This window comes from Rhizobium sp. SRDI943, from assembly GCF_057653695.1.
In genome coordinates this window covers 1,352,477-1,375,055 of sequence record NZ_CM172787.1, presented here as the reverse complement: position 1 = coordinate 1,375,055, position 22,579 = coordinate 1,352,477, and the positions used below count along the sequence as shown (strand labels likewise).

The window sequence follows — 22,579 nt, the reverse complement described above, 5'->3', positions numbered from 1 at the left end:
CCCTCGCCCCATTTACGGGGTCCGAAAGACGGGGCGAGGCCAGTGGCTCGACCCCGGTAGGTTAGTTCTGAGGGGCAATCATCGGCGTCAACCTGACAGCCATGGACCGCAGTCTCAGAAATCGACGATCTTGCCGTCAGAGATCGTCACACGCCGATCCATGCGGCGGGCGAGCTCGTGGTTATGGGTAGCGATAAGGGCAGCAAGGCCCGACTGGCGCACCAGCGCTTCCAGCGCCTCGAACACGTAGCTTGCCGTTTCCGGGTCGAGATTGCCGGTCGGCTCGTCGGCAAGAAGCAGGGTCGGCGCATTGGCGACGGCACGGGCAATCGCAACGCGCTGCTGCTCGCCGCCGGAAAGCTCGCCGGGGCGATGCGAGCCACGATGGCCGATGCGCATGTAGTCGAGAAGCTGGCCGGCCCGCTCTCCGGCTTCCTTCCAGGAAAGCCCGGCGATCAGCTGCGGCATCATGATATTTTCGAGTGCCGAAAATTCCGGCAGCAGGTGGTGGAACTGGTAGACGAAGCCGATTTCGCTGCGGCGGATGGCGGTGCGTTTCTCATCGCTCAAGCCGTCGCAGGCATGGCCGTTGATGTTGACTTCACCGCCGTCCGGATGCTCCAGCAGGCCGGCGATATGCAGCAGTGTCGACTTGCCGGTGCCGGAAGGGGCGACGAGAGCGACAGTCTCCCCTTTCGATATCGAAAAATCTGCGCCCTTCAGGATCGAGAGCAGCGTATCGCCCTGCCCGTAATGGCGCTCGACGCCGGTAAGCTTGAGAACGACGTTGCGTTTCATGAAGGCGGCATTCCTTATTCGTAGCGCAGGGCCTGCACCGGATCGAGCCTGGAGGCACGCCAGGCCGGGAAGATGGTCGCGATGAAGGAGAGCGTCAGCGCCATGGCAACGATCGAGATCGTTTCGCTGAGATCCATCTCGGCGGGCAGCTGGCTGAGGAAATAGACCTGCGGATTGAAGAGCACGGTGCCTGAAATCCAGGAGAAGAACTGGCGGACGGATTCGATGTTGACGCAGACGAGAACGCCGAGCAGCACACCGGCAACGGTGCCGACGATGCCGATCGCCGCGCCGGTCATGAAGAAGATGCGCATGATTGCGCCGGCGCTGGCACCCATGGTGCGCAGGATGGCGATATCGCTGCCCTTGTCCTTCACCAGCATGATGAGGCCGGAGATGATGTTCAGCGCCGCGACGAGCACGATCAGCGTCAGGATCATGAACATGACGTTGCGCTCGACCTGCAGCGCCGAGAAGAAGGTCTGGTTGCGCTGGCGCCAGTCGGTGATGGCGATCTGGCGGCCGGCCGCCTCCTCCACCTTGGGCCGCAGATTGTCGATATCGTCAGGGTGATCGACGAACAGCTCGATCGACTGCACCAGTCCCTCGGCATTGAAATAGAGCTGCGCTTCCTCGAGCGGCATGAAGATGATCGAGGAGTCATATTCCGACATGCCGATCTCGAAGAGGCCGGAGATCTTGTAGGATTTGATGCGAGGGCTGACGCCCATCGGCGTAATGTCGCCATCTGGCGACGTCAGCGTAATGAGGTCGCCGACGCGCAGACCGAGCTGATCGGCCATGCGGGTGCCGATCAGCACACCCTGGCCGGAGGCATAACCCACCATGTCGCCTGATTTGATGTTGTCAGAGATCGTCTTAAGCTTGGTCAGGTCCTCGGCGCGGGCGCCGCGCACCAGAGCGCCGGTGCTGCCGCCGGCCTGGGCCGAAGCGAGCACCTGACCTTCCACCAAGGGGAGCGCCATCTTGACGCCCGGCACCGCGGCGAGCTTGCTGCTGAGGACAGGATAATCGGTGAAGGGGCCGTCGACCGGCTGGACGATCATGTGGCCGTTAATGCCGAGGATGCGCGAGACGAGCTCGGTTCGGAAGCCGTTCATGACGGCCATGACGATGATCAGTGTCGCAACGCCCAGCATGATGCCGACGAAGGAGAAGCCGGCGATCACCGAGATGAAGGCCTCCTTGCGACGGGCGCGCAGATAACGCCACGCCACGAGGCGTTCGAAGGTGGAAAATGGCTTGCCAGCCGGACCCAAGCCGGATTTTGAACTCCGGTCCACTGCTGCGTCTGCCATTTCGCCTCCGTTTCCTTAAGCCACGAACCGGTTGATCGCCGCTTCGATGGTCATCGTTTCGCGGGCGCCGGTCTTGCGGTCCTTCACTTCAACTTCGCCGTTGGCGACCGCGCGCGGGCCGGCGATGATCTGGACGGGCACACCGATCAGGTCGGCGGTCGCGAATTTCGTACCGGCCCGATCATCGGTATCGTCGTAGAGCACATCCTTGCCGGCCTTGGTCAGCGCGGCATAGATCAGCTCGCAAGTATCGTCACAGGCCTGATCGCCCGCCTTCATGTTGATCACAACGATATCGAAGGGAGCGACCGATGCCGGCCAGGTGATTCCGTTGTCGTCATGCGATGCTTCGATGATGGCGGGAACAAGGCGTGTCGGGCCGATACCGTAGGAACCCATGTGAACGAAGTGTTCCTTGCCATCAGGTCCCTGCACTTTCGCACCCATCGGCTCGGAATATTTCGTGCCGAAATAGAAGATATGGCCGACCTCGATGCCACGCGCCGACAGGCGGTCGCCTTCCGGAACGGCGTTGAAGGCCGCCTCGTCGTGCATTTCCGAGGTCGCAGCATAGAGCGAGGTCCATTTGTCGAAGATCGCCTGCAGGCCCTCGACACTGTCGAAATCCGTGTGTGCACCAGGAATATCGAAATCGACGAAATCCTTGTGGCAGAAGACTTCGGATTCGCCGGTGTCAGCGAGGATGATGAACTCATGGCTGAGCTTGCCGCCGATCGGGCCGGTGTCGGCGCGCATCGGAATGGCGCGCAGGCCGAGCCGGTCGAACGTGCGCAGGTAGGCGGCGAACATCTTGTTATAGGAATGCTCCGCCCCTTCGCGCGTCAGGTCGAAGGAATAGGCATCCTTCATCATGAATTCGCGCGAGCGCATGGTGCCGAAGCGCGGGCGGATCTCGTCGCGGAACTTCAGCTGGATGTGATAGAGATTGAGCGGCAGGTCCTTATAGGATTTGACGGAAGAGCGGAAAATATCCGTCACCATCTCTTCATTGGTGGGACCATAGAGCATCGGCCGATCCTGGCGGTCCTTGATGCGCAGCATCTCCTTGCCGTAGGCGTCGTAGCGGCCGCTTTCCTGCCAGAGTTCGGCCGATTGCAGGGTCGGCATCGACAGCTCGATGGCGCCGGCGCGGTTCTGCTCGTCGCGGATAATGGCGTTGACCTTGTCGAGCACGCGCTTGCCGAGCGGCAGCCAGGAATAGATGCCCTGCGACTGCTGGCGGATCATGCCGGCGCGCAGCATCAGCCGGTGGGAGACGATTTCCGCTTCCTTGGGGTTTTCCTTGAGGATGGGCATGAAATAGCGGGACAGACGCATGGCGGATTCCGGAGCGGTTGAGATCCCGCAGCAGGCGGAATCGAAAGACCATTGTTAATGTCGGGAGCGTTCATAGCCGCTTCGCGGCAGGAAGGAAACCCGCAACGGATGCCGGCAACCTCCCGGAAGCGCATGTTCGCACCCGCAAAATGAAAGGGCATAAAAAAGCGCGTGTTTATAAGGACTTGAACCAAAATCTTGTCAACAGAAAAATTTTGCTAGAGTGTAGCAAAAATGCAAAAAAAGCTGATGACAAAGCCCAATGTTTGAGCTAGTTTTAGCTCACAAAACAGGCAGGAAGTTAAATTCTTGCCGAATTCGCGGTCAAGTCTTGGGAGGATCAGATCTTAGGCGCGCTCGTCGCAGCCCCGGCAACGGTTACAGATCACGCGATACTTAAAACAAGGCTTTTAGCCTTGTTTTTTTTTGGCTTTTCGGCCCCATCCCATCCAGAAATCCAGCCGACTTCCGTAAGGGGATGGCCATCATTCCGTTACGAGAGCTCTTTGCCGCAACAGTATGACACTGGTATGACGAAATTTCGCTTTCAATAAGTTTACATCTGCTCAAAGTTTGAGCAAAAGCCACGCTTAATAGAAGCTCGGGCCGAGTTGCGGCAGCGCATCGAAGCCCCAGCCGAAATAGGTGTCGCAGACGTACCAGAGGCCGTAGACCACGGCCGAAATCAACGTTGTCAGCGAAAACACGAAAGCGGCGCGAAACCGGGTTGGCGCGCTCGGAACCGTGCCGAGCACGACGTCGTTGTCGTCCGCCTGGGTGCGCAGGCCGATCGGCAGGACGGCAAAAAGCGTCATCCACCAGATGATGAAGTAGACGGCAAATCCCTGAAGAACGATCTGGAGCATTATGGTTCCCGTTGATGCCGCGCTGATATCGCGTCCTTATACGGCGGAATGGCGACCAATTCAAAGCCGGCGAAACGTTTAGCCGCCCTCGGGTCACTCTGCCGCAGCAGGGCTCAGGCCTGTTCGAGTTCGATCAGCGTGCCGAAGAAATCCTTGGGGTGCAGAAAGAGTACCGGCTTGCCATGCGCGCCGATCTTCGGCTGGCCATCGCCAAGCACCCTTGCGCCCGCCGCGACCAGCCGGTCACGGGCAAGAAGGATATCGTCCACCTCGTAGCAGATGTGGTGCATGCCACCGGATGGGTTCTTTTCGAGGAAGGCTGCGATCGGCGAAGTATCGCCGAACGGTTGCAGCAATTCGACCTTGGTGTTCGGCAATTCGACGAAGACGACGGTGACGCCGTGTTCCGGCAGAGTCTGCGGCTGCGATACGGCAGCGCCCAGCGTATCGCGATAGGCGGCCGTCGCCGCGGCCAGATCGGGCACGGCGATGGCGATATGGTTGACCCGGCCGAGCATGGTCAGACCTTGGTGACGAAGGCGGTGACAAGAGGTTTCTTGCCCCAGGTGTTGTTCGCGGCCGAGCGGATGGCGCGGCGCACGGCCTCCTGCAGCATGTCGATATCCTTGCGGCGGGCGCGCGGAATGCTCTCGATGGCGCTGACCGCCGCGTCGAAGAGCGTATCCTCCATATCCTCGCCCTCGTCATCGTAGGTCGGCAGGCCGATCGAAATGAGGTCGGGTTCGCCGACGATGTCATAGCGGGCGTCGAGCACGACGTTGACCGCGACATGGCCGACATAGGAGAGCTTCTTGCGCTCGCCGATGCCCATCTCGTCGAAATCGCCGATCAGCGTGCCGTCCTTATAAATCCGGCCATGCGGCGCCTCGCCGATCACCTCGACGGGACCCGGCGCCAACCGTAGGATATCGCCGTTGCGCACTCGCGGCACCAGTGCGATGCCGGATTGCTCGGCAAGTTCCTTATGCGCCGTCAGATGTGTTGCCTCGCCATGCACCGGCACGACGATCTTCGGCCGCGTCCACTCATACATCCGCTGCAACTCGTTGCGGCGCGGATGACCGGAAACGTGGACCAGCGCCTCGGTATCCGTGATGATGTGCACACCCTGCTCGACGAGGCCGTTCTTGATGTCCTGGATCGCCTTCTCGTTGCCGGGAATGGCGCGCGAGGAAAAGACGACGATATCGCCTGCCGCAAACGCCACATTGCGCATCTCGTCGCGCGAGAGCTTGGCAAGGGCAGCCCGCGCCTCGCCCTGGCTGCCGGTCAGGATGACGACGACCTTGTCGCGCGGGATGTAGCCGTATTCGTCCTCGGAGATGAAGGGCTTCACGCCTTCCATCAGGCCGATATCCTGGGCGACGTTGACGACGCGCTTCAGCGAACTACCGAGCAGCAGCACTTCGCGGCCTGCCGCCTCGGCAGCTTCGGCAACGGTGCGGATACGCCCGACATTCGACGAGAAGGTGGTGATCGCCACCCGGCCCTCGGCATTCTCGATGATCTTGCGCAGGCTTTCCGACACATCCTTCTCGGAGGGCGAAACACCGTCGCGCAGCGCATTGGTGGAATCGCACATCAGCGCTAGCACGCCCTCATCGCCGAGCTGGCGGAAACGTGTCTCGTCGGTCAGCGGCCCGAGCGAAGGCTCGTGGTCGATCTTCCAGTCGCCGGTATGGATGACATTGCCGACCGGCGTGCGGATCATCAACGACATCGGCTCGGGGATCGAATGGTTGACGGCCACACCTTCGATGCTGAAGGGGCCGACATTGATCGTATCGCCGGCCTTGAACGGCGTCACCGGCACTTCGCCGATCTTAGACTTCTCGAAATTACGCTTGGCTTCAAGCAGACCTGATGTAAAACCAGAGGCATAGACCGGCACGTTGAGGCCGGGCCAGAGGTCGGCGAGCGCACCATAGTGGTCTTCATGCGCATGGGTGATAATGATCGCCTTGAGGTTCTTTCGTTCGCTGGCGAGGAAGCGGATATCGGGCAATACGAGGTCGACGCCCGGCAGGTCAGGCCCCGGAAAAGTGACGCCACAATCGACCATGATCCACTGGCGATGCTCGGGCGGGCCGTAGCCGTAGAGAGCGAGATTCATGCCAATCTCACCGACACCGCCCAGAGGCAGGAATACCAGTTCGTCCTGTTTCGCCATAATTTTCGTTTTTTCCGCTAACCAAAAAACACATCACCGGCAGCAATGGGCATTATCCTGCCAGCGCCGGTATCGAGCATCAACAAGCCATTATCATCAATTCCGGCGAATTGTCCGGAAATCGATCGGTCCGGCAAATTGACCGTAATCTTTTCGCCGATGCCGCAGGCGATGGCGCGCCAGAGCGTCGTGATCTCGCCGACGCCACGGCCCTGATCCCATATTTCAAGCACTTCCGCCGCGGCGGCGAAGAGATGCGCGAAGAGTTCTTCCGGCGAAGCCGCACTTCCCTGCTGACGCAGACAGGTAACGGGGTAGAGCGGATTGTCGGGCATTACCGAGATATTGATGCCGATGCCGACGATCAGCGCGTAACGGCCATCCGGGAGCCCCTCGCCTTCAACGAGAATGCCGCAGGTCTTCTTTCGGCCGATGAGGATATCGTTCGGCCATTTGACCTCGAGCGGTTCGGCGCCCAGTGGCAACACCCTGCGGATCGCCTGGTGCACGGCAACGGCGATCGCCAGCGGCAGCGAGCCCAGTCGCTCCATAGGCGCCGGGTCGATCAGGAGAAGAGAAGCGTAGAGATTGCCGCGCTCGGAAACCCAGAGCCTGCCGCGGCGGCCGCGACCGCCCGTCTGCCTCTCGGCGGTCACCCAGAGATTACCGCCATCGCCCGCCCGAGCCCGGGCGAGGCATTCGCTGTTGGTAGACGATGTTTCCGACAGAGCCTCGTGCCTGAAATCGCCGAGCGATATCCGGCGCCGTCCGTCGGAAGCCATCAAAAGAGCGTCGCAGCGGCAAGCTCTGCCGCGCCGCCGATCGGGCCGCCGATGAGGACATAGGCGGTGACGAAGAAACCGGAGAGACCGAAGACCAGACGCAGCGCTCCGGAGACACGGGCGAATTCGCCGGTCGCCTCATCGAACCACATCAGTTTGATGACGCGCAGATAGTAGTAGGCGCCGACGACCGAGGCGAGAACGCCGATGATGGCGAGCGCATAGAGCTTGGCTTCGATAGCGGCAACGAAGACGAAGTACTTCGCGAAGAATCCGGCGAGCGGCGGGATGCCGGCGAGCGAGAACATCAACGCCGTCAGCACCACGGCCATGAACGGGTTGGTTGTGGAGAGGCCGGCGAGATCGTCGACATTTTCGACAACGGTGCCGTCCTTGCGGCGCATCGACATGATGATCGCGAAGGTGCCGAGCGTCATGACCATGTAGATGACCATGTAAAGCATGACGCCGGTGACGCCGGTCTGGTTGCCGGCGGCAAGACCGACCAGCGCATAACCCATGTGGCCGATCGAGGAATAGGCCATCAGTCGCTTGATATTCTTCTGGCCGATCGCAGCAAACGAGCCGAGCAGCATCGAGGCGATCGAGATGAAGACGACGACCTGCTGCCAGTCCGCCAGAACCGGCTGGAAGGCGGTGATGACGATACGGGTCATCATCGCCATGGCAGCAACCTTGGGTGCTGCGGCAAGGAATGCGGTGACCGGTGTCGGCGCGCCTTCGTAAACATCCGGCGTCCACATATGGAAGGGAACGGCCGAGATCTTGAAGGCGATGCCGGCGAGGATGAAGACCAAGCCGAAGATCAGGCCGAGCGAACGCGCGCCCTCGACGGACAGCGCCTGGGCGATTTCGGAGAAGTGGGTGTGGCCGGTGAAGCCGTAGACCAGCGACATGCCATAGAGCAGCATGCCGGAGGAAAGCGCGCCGAGGACGAAATATTTCAGACCGGCTTCGGTCGACTTCAGGCTGTCACGGTTGATCGCTGCGACGACATAGAGCGCCAGCGATTGCAGTTCCAGCGCGAGATAGAGCGAGATCAGGTCGTTGGCCGAGATCATCAGCAGGATGCCAAGGGTCGCGAGCACCAGGAGAACCGGGAACTCGAACTTGTCGAGCTGATTTTCACGGGCGTGGCCGATCGACATGAATATGGCGACCAGCGAACCGATCAGCGCCACCAGCTTCATGAAGCGCGAGAAGCCGTCGGCCATGTAGACGCCGCCATAGGCAAGGCCTTCTGCGGGCACGAAGAGCAGCCACAGGCCGGAGGCCAGGAGCAGGACGATCGCCAAGCCGGTGACGACAAGGCCCGACCGCTCGCCTGAGAAGACGCCGACCATCAACAGGACAAGGGCGCCGACCGCGAGGATGAGCTCCGGCACGGAAAGATGCAGACTGAGGAGAATTGTTTCAGCGGTCATGTCCAATAAGTCCCGTCATCATTTCATAGACAGCGCAACATTCTGCGCTGCGTGCACGGCGGCCGTGTAGTTGTTGACCAGCAGATCCACCGAGGCGGCCGTCGCATCGAAGACCGGAGCCGGATAAACGCCGAAGAAGATGGTCAGCGCGACCAGAGGGTAAAGGATCAGCTGCTCGCGTGGAGAAAGATCGAGCAGCGCCTTCAGCTTTTCCTTCTCCAGCGCGCCGAAGATCACCCGGCGATAAAGCCAGAGCGCGTAGGCAGCCGAGAGGATGACGCCGGTGGCGGCAAAGAGCGCTACCCAGGTGTTGACGCGGAAGACACCGATCAGCGTCAGGAATTCGCCGACGAAGCCCGACGTGCCGGGAAGCCCGACATTGGCCATGGTGAAGACCATCATCGCCACGGCATATTTCGGCATGTTGTTGACGAGGCCGCCATAGGCGTTGATCTCGCGGGTATGGGTGCGATCGTAGACGACGCCGACGCAGAGGAAGAGCGCGCCGGAGACGATGCCGTGCGAGAGCATCTGGAAGATCGACCCCTGAACACCCTGCATGTTGGCGGCAAAGATGCCCATGGTCACATAGCCCATGTGCGCCACCGAGGAATAGGCGATCAGCTTTTTGATATCGTCCTGCATCATCGCCACCAGAGAGGTGTAGATGATGGCGATCACAGACAGTGCGAAAACCAGTGGCGCGAAATAATCGGACGCCACCGGGAACATTCCGAGCGAGAAGCGGATGAGACCGTAGCCGCCGAGCTTCAGCAGCACACCGGCCAGGATTACCGAGCCAGCCGTCGGCGCCTGAACGTGGGCATCGGGAAGCCAGGTATGGACCGGCCACATCGGCATCTTCACCGCGAAGGAGGCGAAGAAGGCAAGCCATAACCAGGTCTGCAGCGCCGGCGGGAACTTGTAGGCGAGCAGCGCGGTGATATCGGTCGTGCCGGCCTGCCAGTACATCGCCATGATGGCGAGCAGCATCAGCACCGAGCCGAGCAGCGTATAGAGGAAGAACTTGTAGCTCGCATAGACGCGGTCCTTGCCGCCCCAGACGCCGATGATCAGGAACATCGGAATGAGGCCCGCCTCGAAGAAGACGTAGAAGAGCACGATATCGAGCGAAACGAAGACGCCGATCATCATCGTTTCGAGGATGAGGAAGGCGATCATGTATTCCTTCAGGCGCTTCTCGATCGAGAGCCAGCTCGCCAGCACACAGAAGGGCATGAGGAAGGTCGACAGGATGACGAACAGCATCGAGATGCCGTCGACGCCGAGGTGGTAGCCAATGCCGGTGCCGAGCCAGTCATGCTTCTCGAGCATCTGGAAGCCCGGATTAGCATTGTCGAAGCCGATCCAGATGAAGAGCGAGACGACGAAGGTGAAGACGGTAGTGATCAGCGAGATCCACAGCACGTTCTTCCGGCCGGTTTCGCTCTCGCCGTTCATCAATAGCAGGAGCACCACGCCGACGAGCGGCAGGAAGGTGACCGTTGAAAGAATAGGCCAATCGGTCATCAGAAGGAACTCCCGAGCATCATCCAGGTAACGAGCGCCGCAATGCCGATCAGCATGGCGAAGGCGTAGTGATAGAGGTAACCGGTCTGCAGGCGGACCACGCGATCAGTGACGGCGACGACGCGAGCGGCGACGCCGTTCGGGCCATAGGTATCGATGACTCCGACATCACCTTTCTTCCACAGGAAGCGGCCGAGCGCCTTGGCGGAGCGGACGAAGAGGAAGTCGTAGAGTTCGTCGAAATACCACTTGTTCAACAGGAACTGGTAGAGCACGCGGTGCTGCTGCGCCAGGATGCGCGGCGTCTGCGGCGAGCGGATATACATGTACCAGGCGGTGACGAAACCGAGCACCATGGCGATGAACGGGCTCAAAGCCACGAGCGCCGGAACATGGTGGAACTCTTCGACCAGTTCGTTCTCGGCGCCGGTAAAGAGCGCCCCCTTCCAGAACTCGGCATATTCCTCGCCGTAGAACCGGCCTTCAAAGATCACGCCAGCAAGCACTGCGCCGATCGCCAGCAGATAGAGCGGCACAAGCATGACCTGCGGCGACTCATGCACGTGGTGCATCACCTCGTGCGAGGCGCGTGGCTTGCCGAAGAAGGTCATGAAGATCAGGCGCCAGGAATAGAAGCTGGTGAACAGAGCCGCGATGACCAGCAGTGAGAAGGCAAAGCCCGAGACCGGCGAATGCGATGCATAAGTCGCCTCGATGATCACGTCCTTGGAGAAGAAGCCAGCGAAGCCGATCGGCGTGAAGGGAATGCCGACGCCGGTGATCGCCAGCGTGCCGATGATCATCATCCAGAACGTCACCTTGATGTGCGGCCGCAGGCCGCCCATGTAGCGCATGTCCTGCTCACCATCGACGGCATGGATGACCGAGCCGGCGCAGAGGAAGAGCAGCGCCTTGAAGAAGGCGTGCGTGAAAAGATGGAAGATCGCCGCGCCATAGGCCCCTACCCCGAGCGCTACGAACATGTAGCCGAGCTGCGAGCAGGTGGAATAGGCGATGACGCGCTTGATGTCGTTCTGCACCAGGCCGACGGTTGCCGCGAAGAAGGCGGTGATCGCGCCGATCACGGTGACGACAACCAGCGCATCCGGCGACAATTCGAAGAGCGGCGACATGCGGGCGACGAGGAAGACGCCGGCGGTGACCATGGTGGCGGCATGGATGAGGGCCGAGACCGGGGTCGGGCCTTCCATGGCGTCAGGCAGCCAGGTGTGCAGCAGGAACTGCGCCGACTTGCCCATCGCGCCCATGAAGAGCAGCAGGCAGATGCCGGTCAGCGCATGCGCCTTGTCGAGCTGCATGCCGAAGAGATTGAGGATCACCTCGCCCGCTTCGCCGCCGCCTTCATGCGGGGCGAAGTTCGAGGCATTGGCGAAGATCGTGTCGAGGTTGATCGAGCCGAACAGCACGAAGACGCCGGCAATGCCGAGCACGAAGCCGAAGTCGCCGACGCGGTTGACGATGAAGGCCTTCATCGCCGCGGCCGTCGCCGACGGCTTCTTGAACCAGAAGCCGATCAGCAGATAGGAGGCGAGACCGACGCCTTCCCAGCCGAAGAACATCTGGGCAAGGTTGTCAGCGGTCACCAGCATCAGCATGGCGAAGGTGAAGAGCGAGAGATAGGCGAAGAAGCGCGGGCGATGCGGATCGGTATGCATGTAGCCGATCGAATAGACGTGCACCAGCGTCGAGACCGTGTTGACGACGATCAGCATGACGGAGGTCAGCGTATCCACACGCAGCGACCAGGACACGTCGATGCCGCCGGACTGGATCCAGCGCAGCACCTCGACCTTGATCGGGCCGCCTTCGGCATGACCCATGCCGACGGTGAAGAAGACGACCCAAGACAGGATGGCGGCGATGATCATCAGGCCGCTGGTGACATATTCCGAAGCCTTGGCGCCGATGGCGCGGCCGAAAAGGCCGGCGACGATCGCACCGATCAAGGGAAGAAAGACGATAGCCTTATAGAGGAACATGAGCCACTCAGCCCTTCATCATATTGACGTCTTCGACCGCGATCGAGCCGCGGTTGCGGTAGAAGACAACGAGAATTGCAAGACCGATCGCCGCTTCGGCAGCCGCGACCGTCAGGATGAACAGCGCGAAGACCTGGCCGACGATGTCGTTCAGGAAGGAGGAGAAGGCGACCATGTTGATGTTGACGGCGAGCAGGATCAGTTCGATCGACATCAGGATGACGATGACGTTCTTCCGGTTCAGGAAGATGCCGAAGACGCCGAGCGTGAAGAGGATGGCGCTGACCGTCAGGTAGTGGGAAAGTCCGATGACCATGTTCTTTGTTCCTTGACCTGCCTTTAGACGCCCTGCCCGGGCTTGACCGAAACCACCTCGACGGCGGTGGCGGGCGTGCGGGCAACCTGCCTCGGAATATTTTGCCGCTTGATGTTGGTGCGGTGTCTCAACGTCAGCACGATCGCACCGATCATGGCGACCAGAAGCACCAGACCGGCGATCTGGAAGAAATAGACGTAGTTAGTGTAGAGCACGTCGCCGAGGGCGGCCGTATTGGTGCGCTCGCTTAGCGCCGGGATCGGCATGGCGACTGATTTGGCGATCTCAGGCGAGATGACGCTGCCGCCGATGACGACGATCAGCTCGGCTGCGAGGATCACCCCGATCAGCCCGCCGATCGGCGCATATTCGAGAACGCCGGCCCTCAGTTCGGTGAAGTCGATATCGAGCATCATCACCACGAAGAGGAAGAGGACGGCGACGGCGCCGACATAGACGACAAGCAGGATCATCGCCAGGAATTCGGCACCGAGCAGCAGGAAGAGGCCAGCCGCATTGAAGAACACCAGGATCAGGAACAGAACCGAGTGAACCGGGTTCTTCGCCCAGATAACCATGAACGCCGACGCCACCGCGACAAAGGCGAAAAGATAGAAAAATAGAGCCTGCAGACCCATGTTGGTGCCTTTTTCATCTTCCCCCGGGCAGCCGGGAGTTTCCCTGCCCGATGGAGCTTTCGCTGGCGCTAACCGGCAAAGCTCCTGTGCATATTGACCGCGACAGGAGCAACTGCGCCCCACCGCGGCATTTCAAAATCTCAATCAGCGGTACGGCGAGTCGATCGCGATGTTGCGAGCGATTTCACGCTCCCACCGGTCTCCGTTGTCCAGAAGCCGCGCCTTGTCGAAGTAGAGCTCTTCGCGGGTTTCCGTCGCAAATTCGAAATTCGGGCCTTCGACGATCGCGTCGACCGGGCAGGCTTCCTGGCAGAAGCCGCAATAGATGCACTTCACCATGTCGATGTCGTAGCGCACCGTGCGGCGCGTGCCATCATTGCGGCGCGGACCGGCCTCGATGGTGATCGCCTGGGCAGGACAGATCGCCTCGCAGAGCTTGCAGGCGATGCAGCGTTCCTCGCCGTTCGGATAACGGCGCAACGCATGCTCGCCGCGGAAACGCGGGGAAACCGGACCCTTTTCGAAGGGATAGTTGATCGTCGCCTTCTGGCGGAAGAAATAGCGCATCGACAGAAAGAACGCGCCGACGAATTCCTTGAGAAACAGCGAGCTGATGGAGCCGGACAAGCTTGCCATCTTCAACCTCCAATTTTGCCGGAAACGAGAGTGGGCATGATCATGCCCAACCCATCAGTTTCAGCACGAATGCAACGATAACGACCATGGCGAGCGACAGCGGCAGGAAGACCTTCCAGCCGAGGCGCATGAGCTGGTCGTAGCGGTAGCGCGGAACGAAGGCCTTGACCATCGCGAACATGAAGAACACCAGGCAGGCCTTCAGCGTGAACCAGATGATGCCTGGGACCCAGTTGAGGATCCAGATATCGACCGGGGGCAGCCAGCCGCCGAGGAAGAGGATCGTCGTCAGCGCGCACATCAGGCAGACGGCCGCATATTCGCCGAGCATGAACATCATGTATGGCGAGGAGCCGTATTCGACCATGAAGCCGGCGACGAGTTCCGATTCGGCTTCCGGGAGGTCGAAGGGCGGGCGGTTCGTTTCGGCGAGCGCCGAAATGAAGAAGATGATGAACATCGGGAAGAGCGACAGCCAGTGCCAGTCGAGGAACGACGCCGGCAGGCCGAGCATGGTGCCGAGGCCGGTATGCTGCGCATTGACGATATCGGTCAGGTTCAGCGAGCCGACGCAGAGAAGCACGGTGACGATGACGAAGCCGATCGAGACTTCATAGGACACCATTTGCGCCGCCGAGCGCAGCGCGCCGAGGAACGGATACTTCGAGTTCGAAGCCCAGCCGCCCATGATGATGCCGTAAACCTCGAGCGAGGAGATCGCGAAAATATAGAGGATGCCGACATTGATGTTGGCGATCACCCATCCGTCGGCCAGCGGCACCACCGCCCAGGTGGACAGCGCCAGAAGCACCGTCACCAGCGGGGCAAGCAGGAACACCGCCTTGTTGGCGCCGGCCGGAATGACCGGTTCCTTGAAGACGAACTTCAAAAGGTCGGCGAAGGACTGGAACAGGCCGAAGGGACCGACGACGTTCGGGCCGCGGCGCAGTTGCACGGCCGCCCAGATCTTGCGGTCGGCGAGCAGTACATAGGCGATGAAGACGAGCAGGCAGACGAGAAGCAGCAGCGACTGACCGATCATGATGATCGCCGGCCAGACATAGGTCGAAAAGAAAGAATCCATAGTCCCCTGCCCTTACTCTGCCGCGACTTTGAAGTTGTTGCGGGCCAATGCCGAGCACTCCGCCATGACAGCCGAGGCACGCGCTATCGGGTTCGTCAAATAGAAGTCTTTCACCGGCGACGCAAACCCGGATTTGTTCATCTTGCCGGCTTTTTTCGCAACTGCGGCAATTTGGGCGCTATCGGTTTCGGCGATCTCGTCGATGGCAGCGAAATGCGGGAAAGCGGCATAGAGCCGGACACGCAATTCGCTGAGCGAATCGAAGGGAAGCTTCTTGCCGAGCACGTCGGAAAGGGCGCGGATGATCGCCCAGTCCTCGCGGGCATCACCCGGCGCAAAACCTGCGCGGTTGCCCATCTGGACGCGGCCTTCGGTGTTGACCCAGGTGCCGGACTTTTCGGTATAGGCTGCCGCCGGCAGGATGACGTCGGCATGGTGCGCGCCGTTATCGCCATGCGAGCCGATATAGACGGTGAGCTTGGCCTTCTTGGCGGTGAAGTCGAGTTCGTCGGCACCGAGCAGGAAGAGCACGTCCATCGCCGTCAGCATCTCGGCGGCATTGACGCCCTTGGCGCCCGGCACGAAGCCGAGGTCGAGACCGCCGACGCGCGAGGCAGCGGTATGGAGGACGGCAAAGCCGTTCCAGCCTTCGGCGACCACGCCGACCGAGCCGGCGAGCTTGGCAGCACTGGCGAGAACGCCGGCGCCGTCGGTGCGCGCCAGCGCACCCTGGCCGATGATGATCATCGGCTTGGCGGCATTCTTCAGCACGTCCGCGAAGGCGTGGGTACCGTCGACCAGATCCTTCAGCGTGTCGGGACCGCCGCCGAGGTAATCATAGCTGTAGCGCAGTTCAGCACGCTCGCCGATGACGCCGATCGGGAACTTGCCGCGGCGCCAGCGCTTGCGGATGCGGGCGTTGAGGATGGCTGCCTCGAAGCGCGGATTGGCGCCGATGATCAACAGCGCGTCGGCCTGGTCGATGCCCGAGATCGTCGGGTTGAACAGGTAGCTAGAACGGCCGAGCGACGGATCGAGTGCCGCCCCATCCTGGCGACAGTCGAGATTGACCGACCCCAGCGACTTCACCAGTTCGGAGAGCGCATACATTTCCTCGACGGAAGCGAGGTCGCCTGATATCGCGCCGATCTTGTCGCCCGAGGTGGCGCCGACGGCGGCCTTGATTGCGCCGAAGGCTTCGGCCCAGGTGGCGGGCTGCAGGCGGCCGTCGCGGCGAACATAGGGCCGGTCGAGGCGCTGGGTCTTAAGGCCGTCCCAGATGAAGCGGCTCTTATCGGAGATCCACTCCTCGTTGATCGCTTCATTGACGCGCGGCAGGATGCGCATGACCTCACGGCCGCGAGTGTCGACGCGGATTGCCGAACCGACGGCGTCCATGACGTCGATCGATTCGGTCTTGTTCAATTCCCACGGGCGCGCGGTGAAGGCGAAGGGCTTCGAGGTGAGTGCGCCAACCGGGCAAAGGTCGACGACGTTGCCCTGCAGCTCGGAGGTCATCGCCTGTTCGAGATAGGTGGTGATCTCGGCATCCTCGCCGCGGCCGATCAGGCCGAGTTCGGAAATGCCGGCGACCTCGGTGGTGAAGCGGACGCAGCGCGTGCAGTGGATGCAGCGGTTCATCACCGTCTTGACGAGCGGGCCGATATACTTGTCCTCGACGGCGCGCTTGTCTTCCTGATAGCGCGAGGTGTCTATGCCGAAGGCCATCGCCTGGTCCTGCAGGTCGCATTCGCCGCCCTGGTCGCAGATCGGGCAATCGAGCGGATGGTTGATCAGCAGGAATTCCATCACACCTTCGCGGGCCTTCTTGACCATCGGGGTGTTGGTGAAAACCTCAGGCAGTTCGCCGTTCGGGCCGCCGCGGATGTCGCGCACGCTCATGGCGCAGGAAGCCTGCGGCTTCGGCGGGCCGCCCTTCACCTCGACAAGGCACATGCGGCAATTGCCGGCAACCGACAGGCGCTCATGGAAGCAGAAGCGCGGAACCTCGGCACCGGCATCCTCGCACGCCTGCAATAGCGTGAAATGATCCGGAACTTCGATCTCGTTGCCGTCAATCCTCAGTTTTGCCATCGTCGCTCAGTCCTGTTTCCCGTTTGCCTGATGACGGCAAACAAACCTATTTTTGCAACACTCTCATTGCCAAGCCGGATCTTTCGTCCTGCCGACATCTGATGTCGCCCAAATTCTCTGTCGCGCATTCCAGATCCGGAACCCGCACCGGCATCTTCAGGCCCCCGCCCGTCCGCCGACCTGCCCATCTTTCCGGCCGATCGACACGGCCGGATAGTTCATTTCTTTCTGCGGCTCCGCCCCGCCAGAACTTTCGCCTGGCCGGTCCAGTCGTCACGGTCGATGCGGCCGTTGAAGCCGAGTTCAGCGTCGAACCCGGCGATTTCCTCGTCGGTCCAGGCAGCGATCTCGGCAAAGCTGCGAACGCCCTTGGCGTTCAGCACCTGCTCCAGCTTCGGGCCGATGCCGGCAATCAGCTTGAGATCGTCGGCCTTCCCCCGCGCAACCGGTTTTGCCTTCACCGCCGGCTTTGGCTGGCTGGCCTTCGTTTGGCTGGGTGGGATCGACTCGCTGACCGGCTTGACGACAGTCAATGTCGGCCTTGCCTTCTTGTCGGCCGGCGGCTTGGTGAAAGCCTTGACCTCCGAGCGAATATTCTCCGGCCGGATATCGACATCGGGCTTCAGTTCGTCCGGCGGCGTGTCATCGAGGGCGGCGGCGACCTTGCCGGTCGTTTCCAGGGCGCTCTGCCAGGCACCGAAGAAAGCGCCGGCCATCTGGGTCGAGAAACCAAAGCCGATCGCCGTTGCGGCGGCAAAGGCTGCCGCGGGCTGCGCCATCAGCGGATGCACCGGCATCGCCCGTGCATTTTCCAGCATCTCGGCGGCTAGACGGCCGAAACCGGCCGCGAAATCGGCGACTTCTTCCTTCTTCCCACTCTTGGATGCGTTGTCCGCCATGATTATTCAGCCGCCTCCAGAACCGCACCGTGATCAAGCGCGCTCGCCGTATACTGGTCGATGCGCTTTTCGATCTCGGGACGGAAGTTACGGATCAGACCCTGCACCGGCCATGCCGCGGCATCGCCGAGCGCACAGATGGTGTGGCCTTCGATCTGCTTCGTCACCTGGAACAGCATGTCGATTTCGCGCTTCTGGGCATTGCCCTTGGCCATGCGCTCCATCACGCGCCACATCCAGCCCGTGCCTTCGCGGCAGGGCGTGCACTGGCCGCAGCTCTCATGCTTGAAGAAGGCGGAGATACGGGCGATCGCCTTGATGACGTCGGTGGACTTGTCCATGACGATGGCGGCGGCCGTACCGAAGGAAGAGCCGACGCCGCGCAGGCCGTCGAAATCCATCGGGCAATCAATGATGTCCTTGGCCGGAACGATCGGGCAGGATGCCCCGCCCGGAATGACGGCAAGCAGGTTGTCCCAGCCGCCGCGGATGCCGCCGGCATGGCGGTCGACCAGTTCGCGGAAGGTGATGCCCATTTCCTCTTCGACCGTGCACGGCTTGTTGACGTGGCCGGAGAGCATGAACAGCTTGGTGCCGACATTGTTCGGACGGCCGATGGCCGAGAACCAGCCGGCGCCGCGGCGCAGGATCGTCGGCGCAACAGCGATCGATTCGACGTTGTTGACCGTCGTCGGGCAGCCGTAGAGGCCCATATTGGCCGGGAACGGCGGCTTCAGGCGCGGCTGGCCCTTCTTGCCTTCGAGGCTTTCGAGCAGCGCGGTTTCTTCGCCGCAGATATAGGCGCCGGCGCCGTGATGGACGAAGATGTCCATGTCCCAGCCGAGCTTGTTGTTTTTGCCGAGCAGGCCATAATCATAGCATTCGTCGATCGCCGCCTGCAGCGCTTCGCGCTCGCGGATATATTCGCCGCGCACATAGATGTAGGCCGCATTGGCGCCCATCGCGAAGCTCGCAATGACACAGCCTTCGATCAGCGTATGTGGATCGTGGCGCATGATGTCGCGGTCTTTGCAGGTGCCGGGCTCGGATTCGTCGGCGTTGACGACGAGGTAATGCGGCCGGCCGTCGCTTTCCTTCGGCATGAAGGACCATTTGAGGCCGGTCGGGAAACCGGCGCCACCACGACCGCGAAGGCCTGACGCCTTCATCTCATTGATGATCCAGTCGCGGCCCTTTTCGAGGATCTGCTTGGTGCCGTCCCAGTGGCCGCGACTCATCGCGCCCTTCAGGGATTTGTCCTTGAGGCCGTAGATGTTGGTAAAGATGCGGTCTTTATCTTGTAACATGCTTCACCTCTTACCGCGGCTTCTTGCCGAAGACCTTGATATATTCCGCTTCCCCGCCCTTGGCGAGCGCCTTGGCCTGCTTGACCCAGTCATCGCGTTCGATGCGGCCGCGGAAATTCAAATAGCCATCGACCCATTCGCGTTCGGCCTTCTTCCAGCCTGCGACCTGCGCGAAGGTGAAGATGCCGATTTCGTTCAACGTCGCCTCGATTTTCGGGCCGACACCCGAGATCATCTTCAGATCATCAGGTGCGGCGGGCTTTTCGATGCCGGCCGGCCGATTCTTGTCGGTCAGAGCAGGCTTTTCCGCCGAGGCGGCTTCAGCCTTGACGGCAGCTTTCGGCGCCGGTTCGGCAGCCGCCGTGCCTGATATCGGCTGCTGCTCGGCTGCCTTTGCGTTTTTCGCAGCCGCCTTCGGCGCCGTCGCCGGAGTCTTCAGGGCAGCATTGGTCTCGGCATCGGTGCTCTTCGGGCGGGCGGCCTCGGAGGGAGGAACCGGCGCGGCGTCGACTGGAGCCGATACGGTTTCGGCATCGGCCTTCTTGGCACGCGTCCTTGCCTTCGGCTCTTCCGTCGTCAGCGAGGTCAGGCCGCCTTCGGGCGCCGAAAACACCCGGTCGATCTGGGTGCCGGGCTTGATGCTGGCGCCATTGCCGGCGGCAAAGACGTCGATGATCTCTTCGAGACGCGCGGGCGTCAGGTCTTCATAGGTGTCCTTGCCGATCATCACCATCGGGGCGTTGACGCAGGCCCCGAGACATTCGACCTCTTCCCAGGATAGCGTGCCTTCGGCATTGCGCTCGAAGGCATGGGCATGGATCTTGCTCTTGCAGACCGACATCAGCGCTTCCGAGCCGCGCAGCATGCAGGGCGTCGTACCGCAGACCTGGACATGGGCGCGGGTACCAACCGGATGCAGCTGGAACTGCGTATAGAAGGTCGCGACCTCGAGCACGCGGATATAGGCCATATCAAGCATGTCGGCGATCTTTTCGATCGCCGCGCGCGTGACCCAGCCGTCCTGCTCCTGCGCCCGCATCAACAGCGGAATGACCGCCGATTGCTGGCGGCCGGCGGGGTATTTCTGGATCGTCTTGTCCGCCCAGACCGCATTCTCATCGCTGAAGGCGAATGCGGCAGGCTGAAATTGATCTTCGGCTAATCGACGAACGGACATTCTTTCTCACGCCTTGTCAGTTTAAGGTTCCACACCGCGAAGCGGTCAAAGACTGCATTTCGCAGGCATAGGCCGACTGGTCTTTTTGCATAAACACTACGAATTTGCTGCCGTTCGGAATGGCAGCCTTGATCTGATAGCCCTTGGACAAAAGCTCACCCATGGACGATTGCTGCGCCGGCGGCGTCTCTTCCTTATGGCCGAGCGGCGTGCCGAGGCTATCGGATTCCTGAGCCGAAACCCCGGATGCCGAAAGAAGGATAACGACGGCCAGCGGCAGAAGCTGCATCAGCGATCCACCTCGCCGAAGACGATGTCGAGCGAGCCGAGGACGGCCGCGACGTCGGCAAGCTGGTGGCCGCGGCACATGAAGTCCATCGCCTGCAGATGGGCATAACCGGGCGCGCGGATCTTGCAGCGATAGGGCTTGTTGGTGCCGTCGGAGACGAGATAGACACCGAATTCGCCCTTCGGCGCCTCGACGGCGGCGTAAACCTCGCCGGCCGGCACATGGTAGCCTTCGGTATAGAGCTTGAAGTGGTGGATCAGCGCTTCCATCGAGCGCTTCATCTCGCCGCGCTTCGGCGGCACGACCTTGCCGTCGATCGACGAGAAAGGACCGGTCTTGGCATCCGAGAGCAGGCGGTTGACGCATTGCTTCATGATGCGGACCGATTCGCGCATCTCGATCATGCGGATCAGATAACGGTCGTAGTTGTCGCCATTCTTGCCGATCGGGATATCGAATTCGAGATCGGAATAACATTCATAGGGCTGGGCGCGACGCAGATCCCAGGCCGCACCCGAACCGCGCACCATGACGCCGGAGAAGCCCCAAGCCCAGCATTCCTCCAGCGAGACGACGCCGATATCGACGTTGCGCTGCTTGAAGATGCGGTTGCCGGTCAACAGGTTGTCGATGTCATCGAGCGCCTTCAGGAACGGATCGCACCAGGCGCCGATATCCTGCACGAGCTGTTCGGGCAGATCCTGGTGGACGCCGCCCGGACGGATATAAGCGGCATGCATGCGCGAGCCGCTGGCGCGCTCGTAGAACACCATCAGCTTTTCACGCTCTTCGAAGCCCCAGAGCGGCGGCGTCAGCGCGCCGACGTCCATGGCCTGCGTCGTGACGTTCAGAAGGTGCGACAGGATGCGGCCGATTTCCGAATAGAGAACGCGGATCAGCTGGCCGCGAATCGGGATCTCGATGCCGAGCAGCTTTTCGACGGCCATCGCATAGGCATGTTCCTGGTTCATCGGTGCGACGTAGTCGAGGCGATCGAAATAGGGCACGGCCTGAAGATAGGTCTTGGTCTCGATCAGCTTCTCGGTGCCGCGATGCAAAAGGCCGATATGCGGATCGACACGCTCCACAATTTCGCCGTCAAGCTCCAGGACAAGACGAAGAACGCCGTGCGCCGCCGGATGCTGCGGTCCGAAATTGATATTGAAGTTGCGGACGTTATGTTCTGTCATGGCGATGGGCTCGCGTTCTCAGATAACTAGTGAATGGCGGGCTAAGCCCACCAACCACCTTGAATTATTGCTTCGCTTTTTCGTCGCCCGGCAGCACATACTCCGTGCCTTCCCATGGCGACATAAAGTCGAAGTTGCGGAATTCCTGCTTCAGCTCGACCGGCTCGTAGACGACGCGCTTTGCCGCGTCGTCGTAGCGCACTTCAACGAAGCCGGTGGTCGGGAAATCCTTGCGCAGCGGATGACCTTCGAAGCCGTAGTCGGTCAGGATGCGACGCAGGTCCGGATGGCCGGTGAAGAGCACGCCGTACATGTCCCAGGTCTCGCGCTCGAACCAGTCGGCGCCCGGATAGACGGGGCAGGCCGACGGGACCGGCGTATCTTCATCCGTTGCGACCTTGACGCGGATACGCAGGTTCTTCTTCGGCGACAGCAGGTGGTAGACGACATCGAAACGCAGCTCGCGCTGCGGCCAGTCGACGCCGCAAATATCGATCAGGTTGACGAAACCGCATTTGGCGTCGTCGCGCAGGAAGGTCAGAAGTGCGACCAGGTTTTCACCCGTCGTCGTCAGCGTCAGTTCGCCATACTTCATCTGCGATGCGGCGATCAGGTTGCCGCGCGCTTCGCCAAGGTAGGACGCAAGCTCAGTCAGGGCTTCACTCATATGCCTTGTCCTT

21 protein-coding genes are annotated in these 22,579 nt (G+C 61.1%); all 21 read right to left on the bottom strand.

Annotated elements, in window-relative coordinates:
* Window positions 1–114 precede the first annotated feature (114 nt).
* A complete protein-coding gene (locus AC245Y_RS06965; protein ID WP_012756976.1) occupies window positions 115–798 on the bottom strand; it encodes an ABC transporter ATP-binding protein in 684 nt (227 codons plus the stop codon).
* A gap of 14 nt (window positions 799–812) precedes the next feature.
* Window positions 813–2,117 (bottom strand): lipoprotein-releasing ABC transporter permease subunit, encoded by a 1,305-nt coding sequence (locus tag AC245Y_RS06960; protein ID WP_012756975.1) that lies wholly within the window; start codon window positions 2,115–2,117, stop codon window positions 813–815.
* A gap of 15 nt (window positions 2,118–2,132) precedes the next feature.
* Window positions 2,133–3,455 (bottom strand): proline--tRNA ligase, encoded by a 1,323-nt coding sequence (gene proS, locus AC245Y_RS06955; protein WP_017993624.1) that lies wholly within the window; start codon window positions 3,453–3,455, stop codon window positions 2,133–2,135.
* Window positions 3,456–4,045: 590 nt separating this feature from the next.
* Window positions 4,046–4,321 carry a DUF1467 family protein gene (locus AC245Y_RS06950; RefSeq protein ID WP_012756973.1) on the bottom strand — a complete coding sequence of 92 codons (276 nt, stop codon included), beginning with the start codon at window positions 4,319–4,321 and terminating at the stop codon, window positions 4,046–4,048.
* A gap of 113 nt (window positions 4,322–4,434) precedes the next feature.
* Window positions 4,435–4,839, bottom strand: coding sequence for a methylmalonyl-CoA epimerase (mce, locus tag AC245Y_RS06945; RefSeq protein WP_012756972.1), 405 nt, complete (start codon window positions 4,837–4,839; stop codon window positions 4,435–4,437).
* A gap of 2 nt (window positions 4,840–4,841) precedes the next feature.
* Complete coding sequence (locus tag AC245Y_RS06940) at window positions 4,842–6,512, bottom strand: ribonuclease J (RefSeq protein ID WP_012756971.1); 1,671 nt, start codon at window positions 6,510–6,512, stop codon at window positions 4,842–4,844.
* A gap of 17 nt (window positions 6,513–6,529) precedes the next feature.
* Window positions 6,530–7,294: a biotin--[acetyl-CoA-carboxylase] ligase gene (locus tag AC245Y_RS06935; protein ID WP_012756970.1), complete on the bottom strand. Its 765-nt coding sequence runs from the start codon at window positions 7,292–7,294 to the stop codon at window positions 6,530–6,532.
* Window positions 7,294–8,739 carry an NADH-quinone oxidoreductase subunit NuoN gene (gene nuoN / locus AC245Y_RS06930; protein WP_012756969.1) on the bottom strand — a complete coding sequence of 482 codons (1,446 nt, stop codon included), beginning with the start codon at window positions 8,737–8,739 and terminating at the stop codon, window positions 7,294–7,296. Before nuoN ends, AC245Y_RS06935 begins: the two co-directional genes overlap by 1 nt.
* Window positions 8,740–8,757: 18 nt before the next feature.
* Window positions 8,758–10,269: an NADH-quinone oxidoreductase subunit M gene (locus AC245Y_RS06925; protein WP_017993623.1), complete on the bottom strand. Its 1,512-nt coding sequence runs from the start codon at window positions 10,267–10,269 to the stop codon at window positions 8,758–8,760.
* Entirely contained in the window at window positions 10,269–12,269 is a 2,001-nt protein-coding gene (gene nuoL / locus AC245Y_RS06920; RefSeq protein WP_012756967.1) for an NADH-quinone oxidoreductase subunit L, read from the bottom strand. The genes AC245Y_RS06925 and nuoL overlap by 1 nt, the downstream gene beginning before the upstream one ends.
* A 7-nt stretch (window positions 12,270–12,276) precedes the next feature.
* A complete protein-coding gene (nuoK, locus tag AC245Y_RS06915; protein WP_003547388.1) occupies window positions 12,277–12,585 on the bottom strand; it encodes an NADH-quinone oxidoreductase subunit NuoK in 309 nt (102 codons plus the stop codon).
* Window positions 12,586–12,608: 23 nt separating this feature from the next.
* Window positions 12,609–13,223 carry an NADH-quinone oxidoreductase subunit J gene (locus AC245Y_RS06910; protein ID WP_003547387.1) on the bottom strand — a complete coding sequence of 205 codons (615 nt, stop codon included), beginning with the start codon at window positions 13,221–13,223 and terminating at the stop codon, window positions 12,609–12,611.
* A gap of 144 nt (window positions 13,224–13,367) precedes the next feature.
* Window positions 13,368–13,859: an NADH-quinone oxidoreductase subunit NuoI gene (nuoI, locus tag AC245Y_RS06905; protein WP_003547385.1), complete on the bottom strand. Its 492-nt coding sequence runs from the start codon at window positions 13,857–13,859 to the stop codon at window positions 13,368–13,370.
* Window positions 13,860–13,899: 40 nt separating this feature from the next.
* The gene (nuoH, locus tag AC245Y_RS06900; protein ID WP_012756965.1) at window positions 13,900–14,943 is read right to left on the bottom strand and encodes an NADH-quinone oxidoreductase subunit NuoH; all 1,044 of its coding nucleotides are present in this window, start codon (window positions 14,941–14,943) and stop codon (window positions 13,900–13,902) included.
* 12 nt (window positions 14,944–14,955) lie between these two features.
* Window positions 14,956–17,037 (bottom strand): NADH-quinone oxidoreductase subunit NuoG, encoded by a 2,082-nt coding sequence (gene nuoG / locus AC245Y_RS06895; RefSeq protein WP_017993622.1) that lies wholly within the window; start codon window positions 17,035–17,037, stop codon window positions 14,956–14,958.
* Between the two features lie 218 nt (window positions 17,038–17,255).
* A complete protein-coding gene (locus tag AC245Y_RS06890; protein ID WP_017993621.1) occupies window positions 17,256–17,936 on the bottom strand; it encodes a 5' DNA nuclease in 681 nt (226 codons plus the stop codon).
* Window positions 17,937–17,938: 2 nt separating this feature from the next.
* Window positions 17,939–19,243 carry an NADH-quinone oxidoreductase subunit NuoF gene (gene nuoF, locus AC245Y_RS06885; protein WP_003547378.1) on the bottom strand — a complete coding sequence of 435 codons (1,305 nt, stop codon included), beginning with the start codon at window positions 19,241–19,243 and terminating at the stop codon, window positions 17,939–17,941.
* A 10-nt stretch (window positions 19,244–19,253) separates the two neighbouring features.
* Complete coding sequence (locus AC245Y_RS06880) at window positions 19,254–20,420, bottom strand: NADH-quinone oxidoreductase subunit E (RefSeq protein ID WP_017993620.1); 1,167 nt, start codon at window positions 20,418–20,420, stop codon at window positions 19,254–19,256.
* Window positions 20,421–20,436: 16 nt separating this feature from the next.
* Window positions 20,437–20,709, bottom strand: coding sequence for a hypothetical protein (locus AC245Y_RS06875; RefSeq protein WP_012756961.1), 273 nt, complete (start codon window positions 20,707–20,709; stop codon window positions 20,437–20,439).
* Window positions 20,709–21,899 carry an NADH-quinone oxidoreductase subunit D gene (locus AC245Y_RS06870; RefSeq protein WP_003547372.1) on the bottom strand — a complete coding sequence of 397 codons (1,191 nt, stop codon included), beginning with the start codon at window positions 21,897–21,899 and terminating at the stop codon, window positions 20,709–20,711. Before AC245Y_RS06870 ends, AC245Y_RS06875 begins: the two co-directional genes overlap by 1 nt.
* Window positions 21,900–21,963: 64 nt before the next feature.
* A complete protein-coding gene (locus AC245Y_RS06865; protein WP_003558447.1) occupies window positions 21,964–22,566 on the bottom strand; it encodes an NADH-quinone oxidoreductase subunit C in 603 nt (200 codons plus the stop codon).
* Between the last annotated feature and the right edge of the window lie 13 nt (window positions 22,567–22,579).